The 24,663-nt window shown below is 59.8% G+C and carries 18 protein-coding genes; 5 read left to right on the forward strand and 13 right to left on the reverse strand.

Annotated features, from left to right (window positions below):
* Positions 1 to 122: 122 nt before the first annotated feature.
* From rpsA to mtnA, 8 genes are all read right to left on the reverse strand, one after another.
* Positions 123 to 1,805: a 30S ribosomal protein S1 gene (rpsA, locus tag ACXX9E_RS25355; protein WP_025113090.1), complete on the reverse strand. Its 1,683-nt coding sequence runs from the start codon at positions 1,803 to 1,805 to the stop codon at positions 123 to 125.
* Between the two features lie 119 nt (positions 1,806 to 1,924).
* Positions 1,925 to 2,614, reverse strand: a complete 690-nt coding sequence (cmk, locus tag ACXX9E_RS25360; protein WP_064391442.1) for a (d)CMP kinase — start codon at positions 2,612 to 2,614, stop codon at positions 1,925 to 1,927.
* The gene (locus ACXX9E_RS25365) at positions 2,611 to 4,818 is read right to left on the reverse strand and encodes a bifunctional prephenate dehydrogenase/3-phosphoshikimate 1-carboxyvinyltransferase (protein WP_264082482.1); all 2,208 of its coding nucleotides are present in this window, start codon (positions 4,816 to 4,818) and stop codon (positions 2,611 to 2,613) included. The genes cmk and ACXX9E_RS25365 overlap by 4 nt, the downstream gene beginning before the upstream one ends.
* 28 nt (positions 4,819 to 4,846) lie before the next feature.
* Entirely contained in the window at positions 4,847 to 5,959 is a 1,113-nt protein-coding gene (gene hisC, locus ACXX9E_RS25370; protein WP_128614695.1) for a histidinol-phosphate transaminase, read from the reverse strand.
* Between the two features lie 12 nt (positions 5,960 to 5,971).
* Positions 5,972 to 7,066: a prephenate dehydratase gene (pheA, locus tag ACXX9E_RS25375; RefSeq protein ID WP_458556386.1), complete on the reverse strand. Its 1,095-nt coding sequence runs from the start codon at positions 7,064 to 7,066 to the stop codon at positions 5,972 to 5,974.
* Entirely contained in the window at positions 7,066 to 8,151 is a 1,086-nt protein-coding gene (gene serC / locus ACXX9E_RS25380) for a 3-phosphoserine/phosphohydroxythreonine transaminase (protein WP_115989182.1), read from the reverse strand. Before serC ends, pheA begins: the two co-directional genes overlap by 1 nt.
* Positions 8,152 to 8,374: 223 nt before the next feature.
* Positions 8,375 to 11,029, reverse strand: a complete 2,655-nt coding sequence (gyrA, locus tag ACXX9E_RS25385; RefSeq protein ID WP_123466661.1) for a DNA gyrase subunit A — start codon at positions 11,027 to 11,029, stop codon at positions 8,375 to 8,377.
* Between the two features lie 423 nt (positions 11,030 to 11,452).
* Positions 11,453 to 12,529 (reverse strand): S-methyl-5-thioribose-1-phosphate isomerase, encoded by a 1,077-nt coding sequence (gene mtnA, locus ACXX9E_RS25390; protein WP_458556387.1) that lies wholly within the window; start codon positions 12,527 to 12,529, stop codon positions 11,453 to 11,455.
* Positions 12,530 to 12,636: 107 nt separating this feature from the next.
* On the opposite strand from mtnA, the gene ACXX9E_RS25395 reads away from it, so the two are divergent.
* The 5 genes from ACXX9E_RS25395 to ACXX9E_RS25415 all read left to right on the forward strand — a co-directional run bounded on the left by ACXX9E_RS25395 (position 12,637) and on the right by ACXX9E_RS25415 (position 17,617).
* Positions 12,637 to 13,971: a TRZ/ATZ family hydrolase gene (locus ACXX9E_RS25395; RefSeq protein ID WP_457237058.1), complete on the forward strand. Its 1,335-nt coding sequence runs from the start codon at positions 12,637 to 12,639 to the stop codon at positions 13,969 to 13,971.
* Between the two features lie 58 nt (positions 13,972 to 14,029).
* Positions 14,030 to 14,728 (forward strand): bifunctional 2-polyprenyl-6-hydroxyphenol methylase/3-demethylubiquinol 3-O-methyltransferase UbiG, encoded by a 699-nt coding sequence (gene ubiG / locus ACXX9E_RS25400; protein WP_123466668.1) that lies wholly within the window; start codon positions 14,030 to 14,032, stop codon positions 14,726 to 14,728.
* 4 nt (positions 14,729 to 14,732) lie between these two features.
* The gene (gene mupP, locus ACXX9E_RS25405) at positions 14,733 to 15,404 is read left to right on the forward strand and encodes an N-acetylmuramic acid 6-phosphate phosphatase MupP (RefSeq protein WP_458556388.1); all 672 of its coding nucleotides are present in this window, start codon (positions 14,733 to 14,735) and stop codon (positions 15,402 to 15,404) included.
* 184 nt (positions 15,405 to 15,588) lie between these two features.
* Entirely contained in the window at positions 15,589 to 16,329 is a 741-nt protein-coding gene (locus ACXX9E_RS25410) for a YciK family oxidoreductase (RefSeq protein ID WP_123466672.1), read from the forward strand.
* 361 nt (positions 16,330 to 16,690) lie between these two features.
* Positions 16,691 to 17,617 carry a GGDEF domain-containing protein gene (locus ACXX9E_RS25415; protein WP_123466674.1) on the forward strand — a complete coding sequence of 309 codons (927 nt, stop codon included), beginning with the start codon at positions 16,691 to 16,693 and terminating at the stop codon, positions 17,615 to 17,617.
* A gap of 130 nt (positions 17,618 to 17,747) precedes the next feature.
* On the opposite strand, the gene ACXX9E_RS25420 is transcribed toward ACXX9E_RS25415, so the two are convergent.
* The 5 genes from ACXX9E_RS25420 to trhO form a co-directional block, all read right to left on the reverse strand.
* Entirely contained in the window at positions 17,748 to 18,509 is a 762-nt protein-coding gene (locus ACXX9E_RS25420) for an iron-containing redox enzyme family protein (RefSeq protein ID WP_189655776.1), read from the reverse strand.
* Positions 18,510 to 18,588: 79 nt separating this feature from the next.
* The gene (locus ACXX9E_RS25425; protein WP_123466680.1) at positions 18,589 to 21,048 is read right to left on the reverse strand and encodes an EAL domain-containing protein; all 2,460 of its coding nucleotides are present in this window, start codon (positions 21,046 to 21,048) and stop codon (positions 18,589 to 18,591) included.
* A 201-nt stretch (positions 21,049 to 21,249) separates the two neighbouring features.
* Positions 21,250 to 23,076, reverse strand: coding sequence for an ABC transporter ATP-binding protein (locus ACXX9E_RS25430; protein ID WP_267802964.1), 1,827 nt, complete (start codon positions 23,074 to 23,076; stop codon positions 21,250 to 21,252).
* A complete protein-coding gene (locus ACXX9E_RS25435) occupies positions 23,069 to 23,671 on the reverse strand; it encodes a DsbA family protein (protein WP_177490506.1) in 603 nt (200 codons plus the stop codon). Before ACXX9E_RS25435 ends, ACXX9E_RS25430 begins: the two co-directional genes overlap by 8 nt.
* 35 nt (positions 23,672 to 23,706) lie before the next feature.
* Positions 23,707 to 24,648 carry an oxygen-dependent tRNA uridine(34) hydroxylase TrhO gene (trhO, locus tag ACXX9E_RS25440; protein WP_123466686.1) on the reverse strand — a complete coding sequence of 314 codons (942 nt, stop codon included), beginning with the start codon at positions 24,646 to 24,648 and terminating at the stop codon, positions 23,707 to 23,709.
* Positions 24,649 to 24,663: the final 15 nt, after the last annotated feature.

Consider the following 24,663-nt stretch of genomic DNA (forward strand, 5'->3'; position numbering starts at 1 on the left):
CATCAGGGAAATGATTTGGTTTCACCTACAAGCACACTCATAAAAAAGGACAGCAAAAATCGGTAAATCGCAGGCACAAAAAAGGGCGACCGAAGTCGCCCTTTTTCATGATCAAGCAGAACTTAGTTCTGTTTGGCCATTGCTTGCTTCAGCAGAGCAGCCATAGTGGTATCGGCTGGAGCTTCCTGAACGGAGTTCAGGCTCTGGATAGCTTCTTTCTCTTCAGCATCGTCTTTCGATTTGATCGACAGCTGAATTACACGGCTCTTACGATCAACGCTGATGATCTTGGCTTCTACTTGCTGGCCTTCTTTCAGAACGTTGCGCGCGTCTTCAACGCGGTCACGGCTGATTTCGGAGGCTTTCAGAGTCGCTTCGATATCGTCGGCCAGAACGATGATGGCGCCTTTGGCGTCAACTTCTTTCACGGTGCCAGTAACGATTGCGCCTTTGTCGTTAACCGAGACGTACTCGGAGAACGGATCGCTTTCCAGTTGCTTGATGCCCAGGGAGATGCGCTCGCGCTCTGGGTCAACCGACAGGATAACGGTGTCCAGCTCGTCGCCCTTCTTGAAACGACGTACGGCTTCTTCGCCCACTTCGTTCCAGGAGATGTCGGACAGGTGAACCAGACCGTCGATGCCGCCGTCCAGACCAATGAAGATACCGAAATCGGTGATCGACTTGATGGTGCCGGAGATCTTGTCGCCCTTGTTGAACTGGCCAGAGAAGTCTTCCCACGGGTTCGACTTGCACTGCTTGATGCCCAGGGAGATACGACGACGCTCTTCGTCGATGTCCAGAACCATGACTTCCACTTCGTCGCCGACTTGTACGACTTTCGAAGGGTGGATGTTTTTGTTGGTCCAGTCCATTTCCGAAACGTGTACCAGACCTTCAACGCCTTCTTCCAGCTCAGCGAAGCAGCCGTAGTCAGTCAGGTTGGTTACACGAGCGGTAACGCGAGTGCTTTCTGGGTAACGGGCTTTGATAGCAACCCATGGATCTTCGCCCAGTTGCTTCAGGCCCAGGGAAACACGGTTGCGTTCGCGATCGTATTTCAGAACCTTAACGTCGATTTCGTCACCAACGTTGACGATCTCGGAAGGATGCTTGATGCGCTTCCAGGCCATGTCGGTGATGTGCAGCAGGCCGTCCACGCCACCCAGATCGACGAATGCGCCGTAATCGGTGAGGTTTTTGACGATACCTTTGACTTGCTGGCCTTCCTGCAGGGATTCCAGCAGAGCTTCACGCTCGGCGGAGTTCTCGGCTTCCAGGACGCTGCGACGGGAAACGACAACGTTGTTGCGCTTCTGGTCCAGCTTGATGACCTTGAATTCCAGCTCTTTGCCTTCCAGGTGCGTGGTGTCGCGCACTGGACGGACGTCAACCAGGGAACCTGGCAGGAACGCACGGATGCCGTTAACGTCGACAGTGAAGCCGCCTTTAACCTTACCGTTGATAACGCCCTTGACCACTTCCTCAGCTGCGAAGGCTGCTTCCAGAACGATCCAGCATTCAGCGCGCTTGGCTTTTTCACGGGACAGCTTGGTTTCACCGAAACCGTCTTCAACCGAGTCCAGCGCAACGTGAACTTCGTCACCGACATTGATAGTCAGATCGCCAGCGTCGTTGTAGAACTGCTCAAGCGGGATGAGTGCTTCAGACTTCAGGCCAGCGTGAACGGTTACCCAGCGAGCTTGGTAATCGATATCAACGATAACACCGGTGATGATGGAGCCTGCCTGAAGGTTCAGGGTTTTTAGGCTTTCTTCAAAGAGTTCCGCAAAGCTTTCGCTCATTTTAATTCCTGTAAATGAGGGCGAAGGATACGCCCATCTCCACACCCCAGACGGTGTGGGTTAGTTTCATATAGAAGAAGCGCCGCAGGACTATGACTGGTCCCCTGCAACCTTCTTGGTCACCCGGCGATATCGCGAATGGCGATCTCGCTCATGATGCGTTCAAGCACCTGATCGATGGACAACTCCGTGGAATCCAGCTGTATCGCGTCGGCCGCCGGTTTGAGCGGGGCCACTGCGCGCTGGGTATCACGCTCGTCGCGTGCACGGATCTCATCTAGCAGACTCGACAGACTAACACCCTCGACTTTGCCCTTCAACTGCAAATATCGACGGCGCGCCCTCTCCTCGGCACTGGCGGTCAGGAAAATCTTCAGCGGTGCATCGGGAAACACCACCGTGCCCATGTCGCGACCATCGGCCACCAGGCCCGGCGCTTCCTGGAAAGCACGCTGGCGCTGCAGCAGCGCCTCGCGTACGGCGGGCAATGCAGCCACTTGCGAAGCGCCGGAACCGACGCTTTCGGTGCGAATGACATCGCTGACTTCATCACCTTCCAGAATGATTCGCTGCAACTGACCTTCGGTCGCCGCAATGAACTGCACATCCAGATGAGCGGCGAGTTTCTTCAGCAGCTCTTCATTGGTCAGATCAACGCCATGGTTATGCGCGGCAAAGGCGAGCAAACGGTAAAGCGCACCGGAATCCAGCAGGTTCCAGCCCAGACGCTTGGCCAGAATCCCGGCTACGGTGCCTTTGCCCGAGCCGCTTGGCCCATCAATGGTGATGACCGGTGCAATGTTTTTCACGACTGAGCCTCTTGTGCCACACGAATGCCGACCTGCCCGCACAATGCGAGGAAGTTGGGGAACGACGTCGCGACGTTGGCGCAATCATGGATGCGGATCGGTGCGGTGGCACGCAGGGAGGCCACACTGAAAGCCATTGCGATACGGTGATCGCCGTGACCATGCACTTCGCCGCCGCCGATCTGGCCGCCGTCGATGATGATGCCGTCCGGAGTCGGCTGGCATTTGACGCCCAGCGCCAACAGGCCGTCCGCCATCACTTGAATACGATCCGATTCCTTGACCCGCAGCTCTTCAGCGCCGGTCAGCACGGTGCGCCCTTCAGCACAGGCAGCAGCCACGAACAGCACCGGGAATTCGTCGATCGCCAACGGGACCAACTCTTCCGGAATCTCGATACCTTTAAGCTTAGCTGCCCGCACGCGCAGGTCAGCCACAGGCTCGCCGCCGACTTCACGCTGGTTTTCCAGAGTGATGTCCGCACCCATCAGGCGCAGGATGTCGATAACACCGGTACGAGTCGGGTTGATGCCGACGTGCTCTAGCACCAGCTCCGAACCTTCGGCGATCGACGCTGCCACCAGGAAGAACGCCGACGACGAGATGTCACCCGGCACTTCAATGTGGGTCGCAGTCAACTTGCCACCGGACTCGACCGAAGCCGTCGCACCTTCAACGCTGACCGGGTAACCGAAACCACGCAGCATGCGCTCGGTGTGATCGCGGGTTGGCGCAGGCTCGGTAACGGTCGTTTTGCCTTCCGCGTACAGGCCGGCGAGCAGCAGGCAGGATTTCACCTGGGCGCTGGCCATCGGCATGGTGTAGGTCAGCCCCTTGAGCTTGTGACCACCGCGAATGGTCATCGGCGGACGACCTTCGGCAGCGGTTTCGATCACGGCGCCCATTTCACGCAGTGGATTGGCCACGCGATTCATCGGACGCTTGGACAGCGACGCATCGCCGGTCAGGGTGCTGTCGAAGTCCTGCGCGGCCAGCAGGCCGGACAGCAGGCGCATCGACGTACCGGAGTTGCCCAGATAGATCGGGCCCGGCGCCGGTTTCAAGCCATGCAGGCCGACACCGTGAATGGTCACGCGGCCGTGGTGCGGGCCTTCGATGACCACACCCATATCGCGGAAAGCCTGCAAGGTCGCCAGGGCGTCTTCGCCCTCGAGGAAACCTTCCACTTCAGTCACGCCTTCAGCCAAGGAGCCGAGCATGATCGAGCGGTGGGAAATCGATTTGTCACCCGGTACGCGAATCCGACCGGAAAGGCGGCCACCAGGTTGAGCCAGGAAGATCAGATCGTTGGAATTCATAGCGTCCACATAGGCCCTGCGGGCCAGGATTTTACTGAAATGCTCGCGGGCAACCCGGGCGCGCGTGAAGACGCCCAACAATTGGTGCCCATCCCCTGCATCGACCGCGTCGCGCAAGGCGTCGAGGTCGCTGCGAAATGTATCGAGTGTGCGCAGGACAGCCTCGCGATTGGCAAGGAAGATGTCGTGCCACATCACCGGGTCGCTTCCGGCGATTCTTGTGAAATCGCGGAAACCGCCCGCAGCGTAACGGAAGATCTCAAGATTTTCATTGCGCTTGGCTAACGAATCGACCAGACCGAAGGCCAGCAGGTGCGGCAGATGACTGGTCGCAGCCAACACTTCATCGTGACGCTCGACCTGCATGTGCTCGACGTCTGCGCCCAATTCGCGCCACAAGCGATCGACCACCGCCAGCGCCGCCGGATCGGTTTGCTCAAGCGGTGTCAGGATCACCTTGTGCCGACGGAACAGTTCAGCGTTGGAAGCTTCCACCCCGCTCTGCTCGGAACCGGCAATCGGATGCCCCGGCACGAAACGCGCCGGCATGCCGCCGAACGCCTCGGTCGCCGCACGCACCACATTGCCCTTGGCACTGCCGACATCGGTCAGAATCGCCGCGCCCAGATCAACGCTCGCCAGACGGGCCAGCACTTTTTCCATGGCCAGGATCGGCACCGCCAGCTGAATCACGTCGGCGCCCTGACACGCGGCGATCAGATCGTCCTCGCAACGATCCACCACCCCCAACTCGACCGCCAGCTTGCGCGATTGCGGGTCGAGATCGACCCCGACCACTTCGCGACACACGCCGCTTTCACGCAAGCCTTTGGCAAACGAACCACCGATCAACCCCAGACCGACCACCACAAGGCGCCCGATCATAGGTGCAGCAGATTGCAGTGCAGTGACATCACCCACGAGCCAGAACCTTGCGCAGCGCTTCGAGGAAGCGGCTGTTTTCCGCTGGCAGACCGATGGTCACCCGCAGGTGGTTCGGCATGCCGTAGTTGGCCACTGGACGCACGATCACGCCTTCGCGCAGCAGTCCCTGGAACACCGGGGCAGCGACCTGAGCGAGATCAACGCAGATGAAGTTGCCTTTGGATTCGATCCAGCCCAGACCCAGCTCACGGAAACCGGCTTGCAGTTGCTGCATGCCCGACTCGTTGAGCTGACGGCTTTGCGCCAGATACTCATCGTCCTTCAATGCTGCACAGGCTGCCGCGAGGGCGAGGCTGTTGACGTTGAACGGCTGGCGAACGCGGTTCAGCACATCAGCGACCACCGGAGTCGACAGACCGTAGCCAACGCGCAGTGCCGCCAGACCGTAAGCTTTGGAGAAGGTGCGCGAAACCAGCAGGTTCGGATACGCGGCAAGGAAGTCCAGACCGTCCGGCAAATCACTGCCTTCGGCGTACTCGATGTAAGCCTCGTCCAGCACCACCAGAACGTGCTCCGGCACATCCTGCAGGAACTCGTCCAGCGCTTCGGCGCCGAACCAGGTACCGGTCGGGTTGTTCGGGTTGGCGATGAATACCACGCGGGTGTTGGCGTCGATGGCCGCGAGCATGGCCGGCAGGTCATGCCCCCAATCCTTGGCCGGAACCACTTTGGCCTGAGCGCCAACGGCCTGAGTCGCAATCGGATAGACAGCAAACGCATGCTCACTGAACACTGCGTTCAGGCCCGGCGCCAGATAGGCGCGCGCCACCAGCTCGAGAATGTCGTTGGAACCGTTACCCAGAGTGACCTGGCTCAGCTCGACGCGGCACTGCTCGGCCAACAGGGATTTCAGTGCAAAACCGTTGCCGTCCGGATAACGGGTCAGCTCGGCCAGCTCTTCACGGATCGCCGCCAGCGCTTTCGGGCTGGCGCCCAGCGGGTTTTCGTTGCTCGCCAGTTTGACGATTTTCGCCGGATCCAGATCCAGCTCGCGGGCCAGCTCATCCACAGGCTTGCCCGGAACATACGGCGAAAGTTGTTGCACGCCCGGCTGTGCCAGAGCGAGGAAGTTGCCACTCATTTGCTACCGCCCTTAGAGAACTGCTTTCGGGTAGGAACCCAGCACTTTGAGTGCTACTGCTTCCTGACTGATCTTTTCCAGCACACCCTTGATCAACGGATCACGGTGGTGGCCGACGAAGTCGATGAAGAACACGTAGGTCCATTTGCCGCTGCGCGACGGACGGGTTTCGATCCGGGTCAGGTCGATGCCGTTGTCATGGAACGGCACCAGCAGCTCGTGGAGCGCGCCGGGCTTGTTGCTCATCGAGACGATGATCGAAGTCTTGTCGTCGCCGGTCGGTGGCACTTCCTGGTTACCGATCATCAGGAAGCGCGTCGAGTTGTCCGGACGGTCTTCGATCTTCTCCGCCAGACGCGTCAGACCATACAGCCCTGCCGCCATGTCGCCGGCAATCGCCGCCGAGTTCCACTCGCCCTTGACCCGCTTCGCCGCTTCGGCGTTGCTGGACACCGCCACGCGCTCGACATTCGGGTAGTGCGCGTCCAGCCACTTGCGGCACTGGGCCAGCGACTGCGCGTGGGAGTAGATGCGACTGATGCTGTCGGTCTTGGTGCTTTCACCAACCAACAAGTGATGGTGAATGCGCAGCTCGACTTCGCCGCAGATCACCATGTCGTGTTCGAGGAAGCTGTCCAGCGTGTGGTTGACCGCGCCCTCGGTGGAGTTCTCCACGGGCACCACGCCAAAATTCACCGCACCTGCTGCCACCTCTCGGAACACTTCGTCGATCGCCGCCATCGGCTTGCTGATCACCGCGTGACCGAAGTGTTTCATGGCCGCCGCCTGGGTGAAAGTGCCCTCAGGCCCCAGATAAGCCACTTTCAGCGGTTGCTCCAGCGCCAGGCACGAGGACATGATTTCGCGGAACAACCGCGCCATCTCTTCGTTGCCCAGCGGCCCCTGATTGCGCTCCATCACCCGCTTGAGCACCTGAGCTTCACGCTCGGGACGATAGAACACCGGCACTTCGCCTTCGGCCAGCGAGGCCATCTTTACTCGCGCGACTTCCTGGGCGCAACGCGCACGCTCACTGATCAGCTCGAGGACCTTGGTGTCCAGAGCGTCGATGCGAACGCGCAGTGCCTTGAGTTCTTGCTCGGACATCAGCCGTGTTCCTTCTCGAATTCAGCCATGTACGCCACCAGCGCATTGACGGCGTTGATGTCGACGGCGTTGTAGATGGAGGCGCGCATGCCGCCCACGGAGCGGTGGCCCTTGAGGTTGAGCAGGCCACGCGCGTCGGCACCGGCCAGGAACGGCTTGTCCAGACGGTCGTCAGCCAGACGGAACGGCACGTTCATCCACGAGCGGTCGGACTTGTTGATCGGGTTGCTGTAGAGGCCGCTGGCGTCGATGAAATCGTACAGCGTGCGCTGCTTGACGTCGTTGAGTTTGGCGATGGCTTCGACACCGCCCTGCTCTTTGAGCCACTGGAACACCAGGCCGGACAGGTACCATGCCAGGGTCGGCGGGGTGTTGTACATCGAGCCGTTATCGGCCGCGACCTTGTAGTCGAGCATGGTCGGGCACAGCGAACGGGCCTTGCCCAGCAGATCTTCGCGGATGATGTTGACGACGATGCCGCTCGGGCCGATGTTCTTCTGCGCGCCGGCGTAGATCATGCCGAAACGCGAGATATCGACCGGACGCGACAGAATGTCCGAAGACATGTCAGCCACCAGCGGCACGTCACCGGTTTCCGGGATCCACTGAAACTCCAGACCGCCGATGGTTTCATTCGGCGCGTAGTGAACGTAAGCGGCGTCTTTCGACAGGTTCCACTCGTTCTGGCCCGGGATGGCGAAATAGTCGTAAGGCTTGGCGGTAGCGGCAACGTTGACGTGACCGTAGCGCGAGGCCTCTTCAATGGCTTTCTGCGACCAGATACCGGTGTCGATGTAGTCGGCAGAGCCGCCTTCAGGCAACAGGTTCAGTGGAATCTGCGCGAATTGCTGGCTGGCGCCACCTTGCAGAAACAGCACTTTATAGTTCGACGGGATATTCAGCAGGTCACGCAGATCCTGCTCGGCCTGGGTGGCGATGGACACGAACTCATCGCTGCGATGGCTCATTTCCATGACCGACAAACCCTTGCCGTGCCAATCAAGGAGTTCACCCTGGGCGCGCTGCAGGACAGCTTCAGGAAGCGCCGCAGGACCGGCGCAGAAGTTATAGGCTCGCTTGCTCACATCCAATCTCGCTCTGATTTGGTGGTATCACATATCAGTCGGCGCCAATCGTGTGTGGGAGCGAGCTTGCTCGCGAAAGCGGACTGACATTCAACAACAATGTCGCCTGTTACTCCGCTTTCGCGAGCAAGCTCGCTCCCACAGGGTTCATCATGGGCGTCGATATTTCATACCGGACAAATAACAAGGGGGCGAATTCTCATCCGCCCCCTCGTTTGCCCGCTTATTCTTGCGGTTCTTCGTCTGCTGCGGCGTCGAGTTGCTGGTCTTCGCCAGCATCGTCGCTCACGACGCTGCCTTCGAACTCCTCGCCCTCTTCACCTTCAAGCTCTTCACCTTCGACTTCCGACGGCTCCTGAACCCGCTCCAGACCGACCAGGGTTTCATCCTTGGCCAGCTTGATCAGCGTCACACCTTGCGTGTTACGACCCAGGCTCGACACTTCGTCGACACGGGTACGCACCAGGGTGCCCTGATCGGAAATCAGCATGATTTCTTCGCCGTCGAGCACCTGCACCGCACCGACCAGACGGCCGTTACGCTCGTTGCTGACCATGGCGATCACGCCCTGACCGCCACGCTTGTACTCAGGGAACTCGGTGATCGCGGTGCGCTTGCCATAACCACGCTCGGAAGCGGTGAGGATCTGGCTGCCTTCTTCCGGAATCAGCATCGAAATCAGCTTCTGCCCTTCTGGCAGACGCATGCCGCGCACACCACGGGCGGTACGGCCCATCGCACGGACGTCGGACTCTTTGAAGCGGGTGACCTTGCCGCCGTCGGAGAACAGCATCACTTCACGCTCGCCATCGGTGATGGCCGCGGAGATCAGCACGTCGCCTTCATCCAGCTCCAGCGCGATCAGACCGACGCTGCGCTGACGGCTGAAGGATTCCAGCGGGGTCTTCTTCACGGTGCCGTTGGCGGTCGCCATAAAGATGTAGTGACCTTCGGTGTACTCCTCGACCGGCAGCATGGTGGTGATGTATTCACCGTCATCCAGCGGCAGCAGGTTGACCAGTGGGCGACCACGGGCGGCGCGCGATGCTTCCGGAATTTCGTAAGTCTTGAGCCAGTACACCTTGCCCTTGCTGGAGAACAGCAGCAGCGTGGTGTGGCTGTTGGCAACCAGCAGGTGAGCGATGTAGTCCTCATCCTTGACGCCGGTCGCCGATTTGCCTTTACCGCCACGACGCTGAGCCTGGTACGCCGCCAATGGCTGGGTCTTGGCGTAGCCACCGTGGGAAATGGTCACGACACGCTCTTCTTCCGGGATCATGTCACCCAGGGTCAGGTCGAGACGGGCATCGAGAATTTCGGTGCGACGCACGTCGCCGTATTCGGCGCGGATCACTTCCAGCTCTTCGCGGATCACTTCCATCAGGCGCACGGCGCTGTTGAGGATGCGGATCAGCTCGCCGATCTGGTTGAGGATCTCTTGATACTCGGCCAGCAGCTTCTCGTGTTCCAGACCGGTCAGACGGTGCAGACGCAGTTCGAGAATGGCTTGCGCCTGCTCTGGCGACAGGAAGTATTTGCCTTCGCGCAGACCGTATTGCGGATCGAGGTTTTCCGGACGGCACGAGTCCGCACCGGCACGCTCAACCATCGCCACCACCGCCGAGGATTCCCACGGGGTGCTGACCAGCGCTTCCTTCGCTTCCGACGGGGTCGGCGAAGCCTTGATCAGGGCGATGACCGGGTCGATGTTCGACAGAGCAACGGCCTGACCTTCGAGGATGTGACCACGCTCGCGCGCCTTGCGCAGTTCGAACACGGTACGGCGGGTGACCACTTCGCGACGGTGACGGACGAAGGCTTCCAGCAGATCCTTGAGGTTCAGGATGCGCGGGCGACCGTCGATCAGCGCAACAATGTTGATGCCGAATACCGATTGCAGCTGGGTCTGGGCGTAGAGGTTGTTGAGGATCACCTCAGGCACTTCGCCGCGACGCAGCTCGATCACGACGCGCATACCGTCCTTGTCGGACTCGTCACGCAGCTCGGTGATGCCTTCGAGCTTCTTCTCTTTGACCAGCTCGGCGATCTTCTCGATCAGACGCGCCTTGTTCAACTGGTACGGCAGCTCGGTGATGACGATCTGCTGACGGCCACCGACCTTGTCGATGTCTTCGATGATCGAGCGGGCGCGCATGTAAATACGGCCACGACCGGTACGGTAGGCTTCGATGATGCCGGCGCGACCGTTGATGATCGCGGCGGTCGGGAAGTCCGGACCGGGGATGTATTGCATCAGTTCATCGACGGTCAGCTCAGGGTTGTCGATGAGCGCCAGGCAACCGTCGATGACTTCACCGAGGTTGTGCGGCGGAATGTTGGTCGCCATACCCACGGCGATACCGCTGGAGCCGTTGACCAGCAGGTTGGGGATACGGGTCGGCATGACCGCCGGGATCATTTCGGTGCCGTCGTAGTTCGGCACCCAGTCCACGGTTTCCTTGTGCAGGTCAGCCAGCAGCTCGTGCGCCAGCTTGGTCATGCGCACTTCGGTGTATCGCATGGCCGCAGCGTTATCGCCGTCGACCGAACCGAAGTTGCCCTGACCGTCTACCAGCAGGTAGCGCAGGGAGAAAGGCTGAGCCATACGAACGATGGTGTCGTACACCGCGGTATCACCGTGCGGGTGATACTTACCGATCACGTCGCCGACAACACGGGCAGATTTCTTGTACGGCTTGTTGAAGTCGTTGCCCAGCTCGCTCATCGCGAACAGTACGCGACGGTGCACGGGCTTGAGGCCATCGCGCGCATCCGGCAGTGCACGGCCGACGATTACGCTCATCGCGTAGTCGAGATAGGACTGTTTCAGCTCGTCTTCGATATTGACCGGGAGGATTTCTTTGGCCAGTTCGCCCATGAGAAGCCTGATTCCTTTTTCTGGTGAAACTTCGTCATATCCATGTGGGAGCAACGAAGCTCGTCGGGGCCGGCCGAGTGCCATGCACCGACTTACGACAAATCAACATTGGATCGCGGATTTGCGCAGTGAAGACAGCTCCGTGAAGCTGCCTCGGAAAACGCCGGATGTTATCACAAGAGCCGCCACGCACCTATCCCCCAGATGCGCATGGAGCATAGTTAGTTGACCGGTGACAGGCTTAAAGGGGACCAGAGAAGCTCAGAGCTTCGTTGAATGCAGAATTGAGGCTTGGTTTGGGAATGTTTATTGACTTTTAGGGCCTCATCGCTGGCAAGCCAGCTCCCACAGGATCGGCCGCGGGCACAAAACCTGTGGGAGCTGGCTTGCCAGCGATGGCGTCCTTACAGACGCCACAGCCAATCAATGCAGGCGCTTGCGGCACATCAACTGGGCCATTTTCGCCGTATCTGGACGCTCGACGATGCCCTTTTCGGTGACGATTGCATCAATCAGATCCGCCGGGGTGACGTCGAACACCGGATTGAACGCCTCGACGTCCGCCCCCACACGCTTGCCACCGACTTCCAGCAACTCGGCGCCATCACGCTCTTCGATCGGAATGTCATCGCCACTGGCCAGAGTCATATCGATGGTCGAACTCGGCGCCACCACCATGAAACGCACGCCGTGATGCATGGCGTTCACGGCCAGCTGATAGGTGCCGATCTTGTTGGCCACATCACCGTTGGCCGTAATCCGGTCAGCGCCGACGATCACCCAGGTCACGCCTTTGGTTTTCATGATGTGGGCAGCGGCGGAGTCGGCGCTCAACGTGACCGGGATGCCTTCGTTGGCCAGTTCCCAGGCGGTCAGGCGCGAACCCTGCAGCCATGGCCGGGTTTCGTCGGCGTAGACACGCTCGACCATGCCTTCCAGATAAGCGGCGCGTATCACCCCCAGCGCCGTACCGAAACCGCCGGTGGCCAGTGCGCCGGTATTGCAGTGGGTCAGGATCGCCTGCGCATTGCCCTGGTGCTTGCGGATCAGATCGACGCCGAGCTGCGCCATGGTCAGGTTGGCTTCGCGGTCACTCTCATGAATGGCGATAGCTTCGGCTTCCAGCGCGGCCAGTGGATCAGCATGGTCTTTCAGACGATCCAGCCGATCGTGCATGCGACCCAACGCCCAGAACAGATTGACTGCGGTCGGACGAGAATCGGCCAGCAAGGCGAAATCCTCTTCCAGCGCCGCATACCAGTCGCCACCTTCGGCCACGCGGGCACGGGCCGCGAGGACGATGCCATACGCGGCACTGATGCCGATGGCCGGCGCGCCACGCACCACCATCGAACGAATGGCTTCAGCCACGCCCGCGGCACTGGTGTAGGCGATCCAGGTTTCCTCGAATGGCAAAACACGCTGATCCAGCAGGTGGAGCGCGCCGTCTCGCCAAACGATGGCCTTTACTTTCTCCGCAGCCAACAGTCGATCGCGCATCCCTCACCCCGCACTCATGAACAAAAGCCGCCGATTATAGCGATCCCCCCGCGAAGACGCTCGGGTATACTTCGCCATCCTTTACAAAAGCACTGGAACCGACCTCGATGCCGAAACCTGCCATTGCGCTCGACTTATTATTGCTGCCGACCTGGCTGGTACCTGTCGAACCCGCTGGCGTCGTGCTCAAAGAGCATGGCCTGGGGATCCGCGACGGTCGCATCGTATTTATCGGCCCACGCGTCGAAGCACTGAAGTGTAACGCCACTGAAACCCGTGAATTGCCGGACATGCTGCTCGCTCCGGGCCTGATCAACGCTCACGGCCACGCGGCGATGACGCTGTTCCGTGGCCTGGCCGATGATCTGCCGCTGATGACCTGGCTGGAAAACCACATCTGGCCGGCCGAGGCCAAATGGGTCGATGAAGATTTCGTCCGTGACGGCACCGACCTGGCCATCGCCGAGCAGATCAAGGGCGGCATCACCTGTTTCTCTGACATGTATTTCTTCCCGAAGGTCGCCAGCGAGCGCGTGCACAACAGCGGCATTCGTGCGCAGATCGCCATTCCGATCCTCGATTTCCCGATCCCGGGCGCTGGCAGCGCCGATGAAGCCATTCGTCAGGGCGTCGAATTGTTCGGCGATCTGAAGCACCACGAGCGGATCAGGATCACCTTCGGCCCTCATGCACCCTACACCGTCGGCGACGAGAACCTGGAGAAAATCCGCGTGATCGCCGAGGAGCTGGACGCGTCGATTCATATGCACGTGCACGAAACCGCCTTTGAAGTGCAGCAGGCCGTCGAGCAGCGTGGCGAGCGCCCGCTGGCGCGCCTCGGTCGCCTCGGCCTGCTCGGCCCGCGCTTCCAGGCCGTGCACATGACGCAGATCAGCGATGACGACCTGGCGCTGCTGGTAGAAAGCAACACCAGCGTGATCCACTGCCCGGAATCGAACCTGAAACTGGCCAGCGGCTTCTGCCCGGTAGAACGTTTGTGGCAGGCTGGGGTAAATGTCGCGATCGGCACCGACGGTGCAGCGAGCAACAATGATCTCGACCTGCTCAGCGAAACCCGCACCGCGGCTCTGTTGGCCAAAGCCGTCGCCGGTTCGGCCACCGCACTGGACGCTCATCGCGCACTGCGCATGGCCACCCTCAACGGCGCGCGAGCCCTGGGCATCGAAGCGCAAGTCGGTTCGCTGGAGATCGGCAAAGCCGCCGACATTGTCGCCTTTGACCTGTCCGGCCTGGCGCAGCAACCGGTCTACGACGCGGTTTCGCAACTTATTTATGCCACCGGTCGCGACTGCGTGAAGCACCTGTGGGTCGCCGGCAAACAGTTACTCGACGACCGGCGCCTGACGCGTATGGATGAACAACAGCTGGGCGCCACCGCCCGCGCCTGGGGACAGCGCATCAGCGGCCACACCGAATCGTAAACACCCCGGGACAGACTCCGGGACTACAGCCTTTTTCAAGTTTTTCGAGGAATTGATCATGAGCAACGTCGACCACGCCGAAATCGCCAAATTCGAAGCCCTGGCCCACCGCTGGTGGGACCGCGAGAGCGAGTTCAAACCGCTGCACGACATCAACCCGCTGCGGGTCAACTGGATTGACGAACGGGTCAATCTGGCCGGCAAGAAAGTCCTCGACGTCGGTTGCGGCGGCGGCATCCTCAGCGAAGCCATGGCCCAGCGTGGCGCCACTGTCATGGGCATCGACATGGGCGAAGCGCCATTGGCCGTTGCGCAACTGCATCAGCTGGAATCCGGCGTCAACGTCGAATACCGGCAGATCACCGCCGAAGCCCTGGCCGAAGAAATGCCCGAGCAGTTCGACGTGGTCACCTGCCTGGAGATGCTTGAGCACGTGCCGGATCCATCGTCGGTGATCCGCGCCTGCTTCCGCATGGTCAAGCCCGGCGGCCAGGTATTCTTCTCGACCATCAACCGCAACCCGAAGGCGTACCTGTTCGCCATCATCGGCGCCGAATACATCATGAAGCTGCTGCCACGCGGCACCCACGACTTCAAGAAATTCATCCGCCCGTCCGAGCTCGGCGCCTGGAGCCGCATGGCTGGCCTGACCGTCAAGGACATCATCGGCCTGACCTACAACCCGCTGACCAAGCACTACAAGCTGGCCAACGATGTTGACGTCAACTACATGATCCAGACCCTGCGCGAGGAATAAGCCGATGGCCATCAGAGCAGTTCTTTTCGACATGGACGGCACCCTGCTCGACACGGCGCCGGACTTCATCGCCATCTGCCAGGCCATGCGTGCGGACCGCGGCCTGCCGCCGATGAACGACAAGCACATCCGTGACGAAATTTCCGGCGGCGCCAAGGCGATGGTCGCGGTGACGTTTTCGATGGACCCGGAATCGCCGGGCTTCGAGGAGCTGCGCCTTGAGTTCCTCGAACGCTACCTGGTGGGATGCGCCGTGCACAGCAAGCTGTTCGATGGCATGGGCGAACTGCTGGCCGATATCGAAAAAGCCAATCTGATCTGGGGCGTGGTCACCAACAAGCCGCTGCGCTTTGCCGAGCCGATCATGCAGCAACTGGGGCTGGCCGAGCGCTCTGCGCTACTGATCTGCCCGGATCACGTGAAAAACAGCAAGCCGGATCCGGAACCGCTGATCCTCGCATGCAAAATGCTTGATCTGGATCCATCGACCGTTCTGTTTGTGGGCGATGATCTGCGCGATATCGAGTCAGGGCGCGATGCCGGCACCAAGACCTGCGCAGTGACCTTTGGCTACATTCACCCGGACGACAACCCGCGGCACTGGGGCGCGGACGTAGTGGTGGATCATCCGCTGGAGCTGCGCAAGGTGCTGGACAGCGCACTCTGCAGTTGCTGACCTGACTGTTTGCAGGATGCCTTTGTGGCGAGGGGATTTATCCCTGATCGGCGGCGAAGCCGCCGTAAAACCTGCACGTCAAATCGAACTGGAAGAATGCTGGGGCTGCTTCGCAACCCATCGGGGATAAATCCCCTCGCCACAAGTGCGAAGCAGGTCTTCATGAATGGATTGTGAGGTTTTTATGTTTGATTACACCGCTCGCCCCGAATTGCTCAAGGATCGGGTCATTCTGGTCACCGGAGCCGGTCGTGGCATCGGCGCAGCTGCCGCGAAAACCTATGCGGCCCACGGCGCTACCGTCCTGCTGCTGGGCAAGACCGAGGCCAATCTGACCCAGGTCTATGACGAAATCGAAGCGGCCGGTCACCCACAACCGGCGGTAATTCCGTTCAACCTCGAGACCGCCCTGCCCCATCAATACGATGAACTGGCGGCGATGATCGAAAACGAATTCGGCCACCTTGACGGCCTGCTGCACAACGCTTCGATCATTGGCCCGCGCACGCCAATCGAACAACTCTCCGGCGACAACTTCATGCGGGTCATGCAGGTCAACGTCAATGCCATGTTCATGCTGACCAGCACCCTGCTGCCGTTGCTCAAGCTGTCGCAGGACGCTTCGGTGGTATTCACCTCCAGCAGCGTCGGCCGCAAGGGCCGGGCTTACTGGGGCGCTTACGGTGTGTCGAAGTTCGCCACCGAAGGCCTGATGCAAACCCTGGCCGACGAAGTCGACGGCGTGGCACCGGTTCGCTCCAACAGCATCAACCCGGGTGGCACCCGCACCAGCATGCGCGCCCAGGCATATCCCGGGGAAAACCCGCTGAACAATCCGACGCCCGAGGAGATCATGCCGGTCTATCTCTACCTGATGGGCCCGGACAGTACGGGTATCAACGGCCAGGCATTCAACGCTCAGTAGTGCCATACGTCGCTTTTGTTGCCGCGGCGGATTCCCGTCGCGGCAGGCTTTTACCAGCACCGACCGTCACCAGTCAGTCAAAAATCCAGCGCTGTTTTCCCCATCAAGATCGTAAGCCATTGAATACAAAAGGCTTTAATTAACCTGAACTGAATGGCACGACTTTCGCTCTAAATTCCCTCAAAGCATGCCGTGTGAAGGCAGTGGCGCCGGGGCGATTTCGATAGCTGACTAATCGACATCAGGCAGACTAAACTTACGCCAAATGTCCTACGGGACTGATGGATCAGTATGACGCGCAGCCCATAGCCGCTCTCACCCAGCCTGTAAGACAGACTTACTGCTTAGGGGCTCACGCCATATGAAATCACCCTCCCAGACCAATGCAATTGACTTCGACAGTGCCAAATTGCAACGCCTGGGTTTCGGTCAGCAGCCGCCACTTCTGGAGCGGCCCGCCAGTCTCGCGCAATTGCGCCAGCAACTGAGCCTGCAACTGCAAACCAGCCTTGAACCGCAACGCATCCTCGGTCTGTTTTTCCGCGAAGTTCAGCGCCTCGTGCCGCTGGACGCCTTGCATTATGTGCACAAGGGCAGCGACTTGCGCCTGGAGTTCGGTGCTCGCGGTCATCATTCCGTCAGCTATAGCCTGAGCCATGAAGGCGAGCACATGGGCGAACTGGTGTTCCGCCGCAATCAGCGCTTCAACGATCAGGAGCAAGGGCACCTCGAATCGCTGCTGTCGGTGTTGCTGTACCCGATGCGCAACGCCCTGCTCTACCGCGCCGCGACTCAGAGCGCCCTGCGCGATCCGCTGACCGGTGCCGGCAACCGCATCGCCATGGAGCAGACCCTGCAACGCGAGATCGAAATGTCGCGCCGGCACCTGCAACCATTGTCGGTACTGATGCTGGATATCGACCACTTCAAAAGGGTCAATGACAGTCACGGCCACAGTGCCGGCGATGATGTGCTCAAAGCCGTGGCCGCCTCGATCAAGGGTCAGTTGCGCAACGTCGATATGGTGTTTCGCTATGGCGGCGAAGAGTTTCTGATTCTGCTGTCGAACACCGGCCGCGAAGCGTCAGCGATGGTCGGCGAGCGACTGCGCTATGCGGCGCAAGCGGCGGAGTATTACGCCGATGGCCAGTTGATCGAACTGACGGTCAGCCTCGGCTGCTCGACGCTGTTGCCCGGCGAATCGGCCGACAGCCTGCTGCGTCGCGCCGACAGTGCGTTGTACGTGGCCAAGCGCGAAGGTCGTAACCGCCTGGCGATGGCGGGCTAAGCCTTTCCAGACACTACAAATCTACTGTAGGAGTGAGCCTGCTCGCGATGACGATCTGACATTCAACACTGATGTTGACCGACAGTCCGCTATCGCGAGCAGGCTCACTCCTACATTTTTACGCGGTGTATCAGCTCTCGACGACTACCCTGCGCTCTCGGTTGACCAGCAAGCGTTCCGACGTCTCCAGTTGCATGCAGCGTTCCAGAAACAGGTACATGTAGTCATAGCTTTTGCACACGGCCTGGCGCAATTCGGCCTGCAACGCCTTGCTCGGGTTCAGGCCGGCCAGCGTGCAGATGATTTCCAGAGCTTCCCAAGGGTGGGCATCGTCGTACTGGGCGTGCATCTTCAGCCACTTCATCGCGCGTTTGCGATCTTCTTCGGGAAACGCCGCCGCGTATACGCCCGTCGAGCAAACCAGCGCCGACCACTCCCCGGTCGCGCCCTCGATGGCGTAGTTGGTAGCGGCGATGGCGACGATCAACGAGTCGGCCGAACTGGTGTGCCAGCACCAGTGACTCAGCGCATGCAGTTCCGGCGGCACTTGCTGGGCCTGAAGATCTTCCAGGCTGACGCCATGCGCCCGACTCCAGTGCACCCAATAGTCGGCATGATTGAGCTCGACGCGGATATTGCGCATCAGCCAGCGGCGCGCCATGTCTTCGCCGGGGTGACGGGCAAATCGGGTTTTGGTGAGATTCTGCGCCATGTACAACGCAAACTGCTCGACCACCGGCCAGCCGCCAATCAAGTACTGACGCATGGTCCTGGCGCTGAGTTTGTTATCACGCATGCGCTGGTAAAGTTCATGTTCGACAACCCGGCGCTTGCTCTCGCTGCAGTCCTGAATGAGCTGTTGTGCCCAGCCGGGATAACTTGCAGCTTCCATGAGTGGTCCGGTTCGGTTGAATGTGTCGATCACTGTTCGGCTCCTTTTGATTTGTGATTGTAAGGATCGGCGAGAGACTTCAACGGAACGTGCCAGGCGCTTTGAATAACAGCGGTTGCGGTCTGGCGGGCCGACTTTGCAAACTGTCGCAGGTAAACAATTGCGGGCGCTCGATGACATAACCCTGAGCGTAATCCACGCCAATTTCAAGCAGTGCCTGCTCGATCTGGGTGGTTTCAACAAACTCGGCAATTGTCTGCTTACCCATGACATGCCCGATGTGATTGATCACTTCGACCATTGCCCGGTTAATCGGGTCGTCCAGCATATCCTTTACGAAACTCCCGTCGATCTTCAGGAAGTCTACAGGCAAATGTTTCAGATAAGCGAACGAAGACATTCCGGCACAAAAGTCATCTAGTGAGAAGTAACAACCTAAGCCTTTGAGCTCATTGATAAATCTAATTGCACTGCCCAAGTTTGAAATTGCACTGGTTTCAGTAATTTCAAAACAAATCATTTCAGGAGGTATAGCGTAGTTAACAAACTGTTCTCGCAGAAAGTGCAAAAACGCGTCATCTCCTATAGTAATGCCTGACAGATTAATCGCACACATTGCTAATGGCCCTTGCTGTTCCTGGGCAATACATTGAGCAATAACCTTAAAAACATTTTGTACGACCCAACGATCCAGCTGACTCATCAAACCATAGCGCTCAGCGGCAGGAATGAAGCTGTCCGGCAGAATCATCCGCCCGGCCTCGTCATGCAGACGCAGCAGGATTTCGATGTGCCCGCCTTTGCCGTCACTGGGCTTGAGCGGAGCGATTTCCTGGGCGTACAGGCAAAAGCGGTTTTCTTCCAGCGCCATGTGCAGGCGTTGCACCCAGGCCATTTCCCCAAAGCGCAGGGACAGTTCGGAATCGTCGGCGTGGTAGACCTGCACGCGGTTACGCCCCTTCTCCTTGGCCATGTAGCAGGCCATGTCTGCCGCCCGCAGGGACGCTTCCAGGGTCGTCGGGGTCTGTGCGACATGCACCAGGCCAATACTGACGGTGGTGAGGAAGGGCCGCCCCTTCCAGACAAAATGCAGGTTCTGCACGGTCTGGCGCAGTGCCTCGGCAATTTTTTCTGCCGCGTCCGGCGCGCAGTTTTCCAGGAGAATGCCGAACTCGTCGCCGCCGAGCCGCGCCAGGGTGTCGCCTTCGCGCAATCCCGACTGCAGCAGGGTGCAGATGTGCCGCAACAGCTCATCCCCCGCCGCATGGCCGCACGTGTCGTTGACCAGCTTGAACTGATCCAGATCGAGGAACATCAGCGCGTGCCGCCCGGCCTGGCGGGTGAGGTTGTGCAGCGCCTGCTCCAGGCGATATTCGAACTCGCGGCGATTGGCCAGACCGGTCAGCGCATCGTGGGTGGCCTGCCACGAAAGGTTGGCGATGTATTGCCGTTCCTGCGTCATGTCGTGCAGCACCAGCACGGTACCACTGACTTTGCCGGCATTGCGGATCGGTGCGCCGACCAGGGTCACCGACACCGTACTGCCGTCCAGGCGCTGGATCAGTTTCGAATGCTCGCTGCCGCCACTGAGCTTGCCGCTGAGAATGTGCTCGATCAGGGTCAGACCTTCGGACTGGGCGTTGTCATCGAGCAGATTGAATAACGCCGCCAGCGGCAGGCCCGCCGCCTGTTCGGCCTTCCAGTGGGTCATGGCTTCGGCGGCGGGGTTCATGTAGTCAATGGCGCCGTCGACATCGGTGGTGATCACCCCGTCGCCGATCGAATGCAAGGTAACGTGCGCCCGATCCTTCTCCAGTTGCAACGCCTCGGCAAAGGCATGGCGCTGCTTGAGCAACTTGTGCGTGCGCCACAAGGCCAGCACGATCAGCCCCAGCGCCGTGGCCAGATTGGTTAACAGCAGCAGCCGCAGAATCATCCGCGAGCCTTCGCCCAAGGCATCGCTGAAGGCTTTTGCGGCTGGGGTCACGCCATCGTTGATGGCGAAAATCCGTGCCTTCCAGCGCTGGATATCGGCGCTGCCGGCATTGTTCTGTGAAATGCTGCGGTGCATCTCCTGCGCCACGTTATCCAGCTCGATTAGATAGGCGTCACCGACCGTCCAGCGGTCAATCGCGGTCTCCAGATAACTGAAATGGCGAAAGTTGAGGTACAGCCAGATCAGACTGGAAACGTCATCCGGGTGGTTGCCACCCTTGAGAATGCCTTCGCGCGCTGCGGCCAGATCCGGCGGCTGATGATCCAGCGCCAGACGCAACTGGTGCCCGCCTTGCGGTACACCGATCGCAGTGCGGTACTTGAGGAAGATCGCCTCGTCACGGCTGTCGGCGTAGAGATTAAGGTAGTAAATCGCGTCTTTCTGGCCCTTGGACCAGAGACTTTCGCCGGCGACGTAACCGCGAACCGCCGAGAGCACGTAAAGACTCACGCCGCCCAATAACGCTTGAAACAACACGACGGCAATAAATGGCCAGACGATGCCCAACAACCGTGGCGTTCCGAGAGTCCGCTTTTGCTTCATGAGATCCCTTGCGCAAGCACTGCCAGATGAACACCGGAAAATCCCGCTCCTGACAGCTCAGCCTAGGCTAATTTTCGCCAAGTCAAAGGGACAGCTTGGCCGTCCTCTAGGTCGATTGTGCAAATGGCGGGACTGTGCGGGCGTTCCGAGTGATTTTACTCAATGCAATTCAAGCACTAAGCACAGAAATCGGCACGAAACTCAAGGGCGCTGGATCTGCTGCAGGTGACCATAAAGCTTGGCATACAGACCGCCGTCGGCAATCAACTGTTGATGATCGCCATCTTCGGCGACCTGACCACCATCGAACACCAGCACGCGATCGGCCTGCTTCACCGCTGACAAACGATGGGCAATGATCAGCGTGGTGCGGCCATTGAGGAACCGCGCCATGGCCTGGTGAAGGTTGTATTCGGTGGCGGCGTCGAGGGCCGAGGTGGCTTCGTCGAGGATCACCACTTTCGGCTCGGCGAGAATCATCCGCGCGATCGCCAGACGCTGGCGCTGACCGCCGGACAGGCGCACGCCGGAGCGCCCGACGATACTGTCGAGGCCATCCGGCAAGGCGCGGATAGTCGGTTCGAGCTGAGCGATTTCCAGTGCCTGCCAACAGGCTTCGTCACTGCGGGTGCGGCCCATGGTCAGGTTGGCGCGTACCGTGTCGTTGAACAGCGCCGGGTGCTGCAGCACCACCGCGACGTTCTCCCTGATCAGCTCCAGACCGATTTCCTGCTGGGTCGAACCACCGAAGCGGATGGTACCGGCCAACGGCGTGTACAACCCCAGCAGCAACTGCACGAGGGTACTTTTGCCACCGCCACTGGCACCGACGATCGCAACTTTCTCACCCGGGGCAATGGACAGGTTCATCTGATCCAGCACCAGCTCATCGCCATAACCGAAGCTCAGGCCCTGAACCTCGATGCCGACGGTTTCGCGACCCTTGAACGGATCGACACCGCCCGGATATTGCGGCTCATCGGCGCGCGCCAGCAGTTCGTTGATCCGCGCCAGCGCGCCGCCGGCGGCGTAGTAGGCGTATTGCAGATTGAGCAGTTGTTCGACCGGGCCGATCATGAACCACAGGTAACTGAACACCGCGAGCATCTGGCCGATCGACAGGTCGGAGAACAACACCGTGAGCATCGCCGCCGCACGGAAGATGTCGATGCCGAACTGGAACAGCAAACCGCTGGCACGGTTGGAAGCGTCGGTTTTCCACTGCGAATTGACCGCGTAGTTGCGCACCTCCTGCGCGCGCAGACCGAGGCGACCCAGAAAGTAACCCTGACGGTTGCCGGCGCGCACTTCTTGAATGGCATCGAGGGTTTCGCTCAGCGCCTGGGTGAAACGCGAGGTGCTGTCGTTCTCGAGTTTCTTCAGGTGCTTGACCCGTTTGCCCAACTGCACCGTGGCGTAAATCACCAGCGGGTTGAACAGCAGGATCAATAGCGCGAGTTTCCAGTGCATCCACATCAGGATGCTCGCCGTGCCGACCAGGGTCAGCATCGCCACCAGAAAGCGGCTGAGGGTTTCGCCGACGAACTTGTCGAGGGTGTCCAGATCGGTGACCAGGTGCGTGGTCACTGTGCCGCTGCCGAGGCTCTCGTATTCGCCGAGGGAAATACGCTTGAGGCGTTCGATCAGGCGCACGCGGATGCGATAAACGATGTCCTTGGCCAGTCGCGCAAACAACCGCGACTGCAACACGCCAAAACACAGGGCGCTGCAGCGCAGGGTCAGCGTGACCACCAGCATCAGGCCGATATAACCCGCCGCTTGTTGCCACATACCCGGCAGTACATGGTTCATGACTTTCAGTGCGGCATCGCCGTGACCGAGCAACACCTCATCCACCAGCAACGGCAACAGCAACGGAATCGGCACGCTGCACAGCGTTGCCAGCACGGCGACGCCATTGGCGATCCACAAGGATTTTTTGTGATGAAGTGCCAGTCGCCGGACTTCTGCCCAGCTCAGCCGGTCGACACGCTTTACGGCTGACGTGTCATCGGCCAGGTCAGGCACAGGCTGCGCGCTCCAGCCAGCGGCCGAGCAACGGCGACAGCTCGCTGAGCGGTTGATAGCCATTGGTCAGCAACGCCAGTTGGCCATTGCGTTCGGCGAGCAGGGTCGGGAAACCGGCGATGCCCAGATCCTGCACCCAGTTGAAATCCGCCAGAGTGGCTTCGTGCTGTTCGGCGCGGTCAAAGTGTTCGGCAAATTCGATGCGCGGCACGCCCGCCTGTTCGGCCAGATCGACCAACACGCTGGCCTGGGTGACATCGCGACCTTCAGCGTAAAACGCGTGTTGAATCAGGCCGAGCAAGGTCCACGCGCAATCCGGTGCCAGGCTGCGCGCCGTGACGATCGCGCGGCAGGCAGGCTCGGTGTCGTAGACAAATCCGTCCGGCAATGCGCCGTCGAACTTGAATGGCTGACCGGTCGCCTCGGTGACCGCTTGCCAGTGTTCGAGAATGTAGCGCCGAGTGGTCGGCTCCAGTGCCGCACCGCTGCCGGTGCGCAAGCCGCCAACCACCAAGTGCAACTCCACCCCGGCGGCCTGCGCCTGCTCGACCAGTGCCTTGGCCACCGGAGCGAACCCCCAGCACCAGGAACACATCGGATCCATCACATAGAGCAGGCGCGCAGACATGATTAAGCCTCGGTAGATGCTTGCTTATAGTTGTAGCCGATCGGGTGCGGCTGGTTGCGCGCCTTGGCCAGTTCGATCTGTTTTTGCCGATCGATTGCGCTGCGGCGGGTTTTCTCGCTCAGCTTGTCCCAGCAATGCGGGCAACTGATGCCGGCCACGTAGTGCTCGGAAGCGCGATCTTCAACGCTGACCGGTGTGCGGCAGGCATGACATTGATCGTAGTCGCCTTCGCTGAGGTCGTGACGCACGGTCACGCGGTTGTCGAACACGAAGCAGTCGCCCTGCCACTTGGTTTCTTCCTGCGGCACCTCTTCGAGGTACTTCAGGATACCGCCCTTGAGGTGATAGACCTCTTCGAAGCCCTCGCCCAGCATGTAGCTCGAAGCCTTCTCGCAGCGGATACCGCCGGTGCAGAACATCGCGACCTTCTTGTGCACGGCCGGGTCGAAGTGTTCTTTGATGTAGTCGGGGAATTCGCGAAAACTGGTGGTTTTCGGATCAATGGCGCCTTCAAAGGTGCCGATCGACACTTCGTAGTCGTTGCGGGTGTCGATCAGCAGCACTTCCGGGTCGCTGATCAGGGCGTTCCAGTCTTGCGGCTCGACGTAGGTGCCGACCTTTTTGTTCGGATCCACGCCTTCGACGCCGAGGGTGACGATCTCTTTCTTCAGTTTGACCTTGGTACGGTAGAACGGCTGCTCGTCGCAGTACGACTCTTTGTGGTCGATGTCGATCATGCGCGGGTCGTTCTTCAGCCAAGCGAGCAGGCCATCAATGCCTTCGCGGCTGCCGGACACCGTGCCGTTGATGCCTTCTTCGGCGATCAGCAGAGTGCCTTTGATACCGTTGTCGACCATCGCTTGCAGCAGGGGCTCGCGCAGGTTGACGTAATCTTCGAGGGTGACGAACTTATACAGTGCCGCCACGACAATCGGTTGTGTCATGGGTATTTCTCCAGG

Source organism: Pseudomonas sp. GNP014, from assembly GCF_054344005.1.

Bases quoted from the DNA above. Each gene is read 5' to 3' on its own strand.
- rpsA (WP_025113090.1), bottom strand. From the start codon at position 1,805: ATGAGCGAAAGCTTTGCGGAACTCTTTGAAGAAAGCCTAAAAACCCTG.
- ACXX9E_RS25365 (WP_264082482.1), bottom strand. From the start codon at position 4,818: ATGATCGGGCGCCTTGTGGTGGTCGGTCTGGGGTTGATCGGTGGTTCG.
- hisC (WP_128614695.1), bottom strand. From the start codon at position 5,959: ATGAGTGGCAACTTCCTCGCTCTGGCACAGCCGGGCGTGCAACAACTT.
- pheA (WP_458556386.1), bottom strand. From the start codon at position 7,066: ATGTCCGAGCAAGAACTCAAGGCACTGCGCGTTCGCATCGACGCTCTG.
- gyrA (WP_123466661.1), bottom strand. From the start codon at position 11,029: ATGGGCGAACTGGCCAAAGAAATCCTCCCGGTCAATATCGAAGACGAG.
- mtnA (WP_458556387.1), bottom strand. From the start codon at position 12,529: ATGCGCGATCGACTGTTGGCTGCGGAGAAAGTAAAGGCCATCGTTTGG.
- ACXX9E_RS25395 (WP_457237058.1), top strand. From the start codon at position 12,637: ATGCCGAAACCTGCCATTGCGCTCGACTTATTATTGCTGCCGACCTGG.
- ubiG (WP_123466668.1), top strand. From the start codon at position 14,030: ATGAGCAACGTCGACCACGCCGAAATCGCCAAATTCGAAGCCCTGGCC.
- mupP (WP_458556388.1), top strand. From the start codon at position 14,733: ATGGCCATCAGAGCAGTTCTTTTCGACATGGACGGCACCCTGCTCGAC.
- ACXX9E_RS25410 (WP_123466672.1), top strand. From the start codon at position 15,589: ATGTTTGATTACACCGCTCGCCCCGAATTGCTCAAGGATCGGGTCATT.
- ACXX9E_RS25415 (WP_123466674.1), top strand. From the start codon at position 16,691: ATGAAATCACCCTCCCAGACCAATGCAATTGACTTCGACAGTGCCAAA.
- ACXX9E_RS25420 (WP_189655776.1), bottom strand. From the start codon at position 18,509: ATGGAAGCTGCAAGTTATCCCGGCTGGGCACAACAGCTCATTCAGGAC.
- ACXX9E_RS25425 (WP_123466680.1), bottom strand. From the start codon at position 21,048: ATGAAGCAAAAGCGGACTCTCGGAACGCCACGGTTGTTGGGCATCGTC.
- ACXX9E_RS25435 (WP_177490506.1), bottom strand. From the start codon at position 23,671: ATGTGTTCCTGGTGCTGGGGGTTCGCTCCGGTGGCCAAGGCACTGGTC.
- trhO (WP_123466686.1), bottom strand. From the start codon at position 24,648: ATGACACAACCGATTGTCGTGGCGGCACTGTATAAGTTCGTCACCCTC.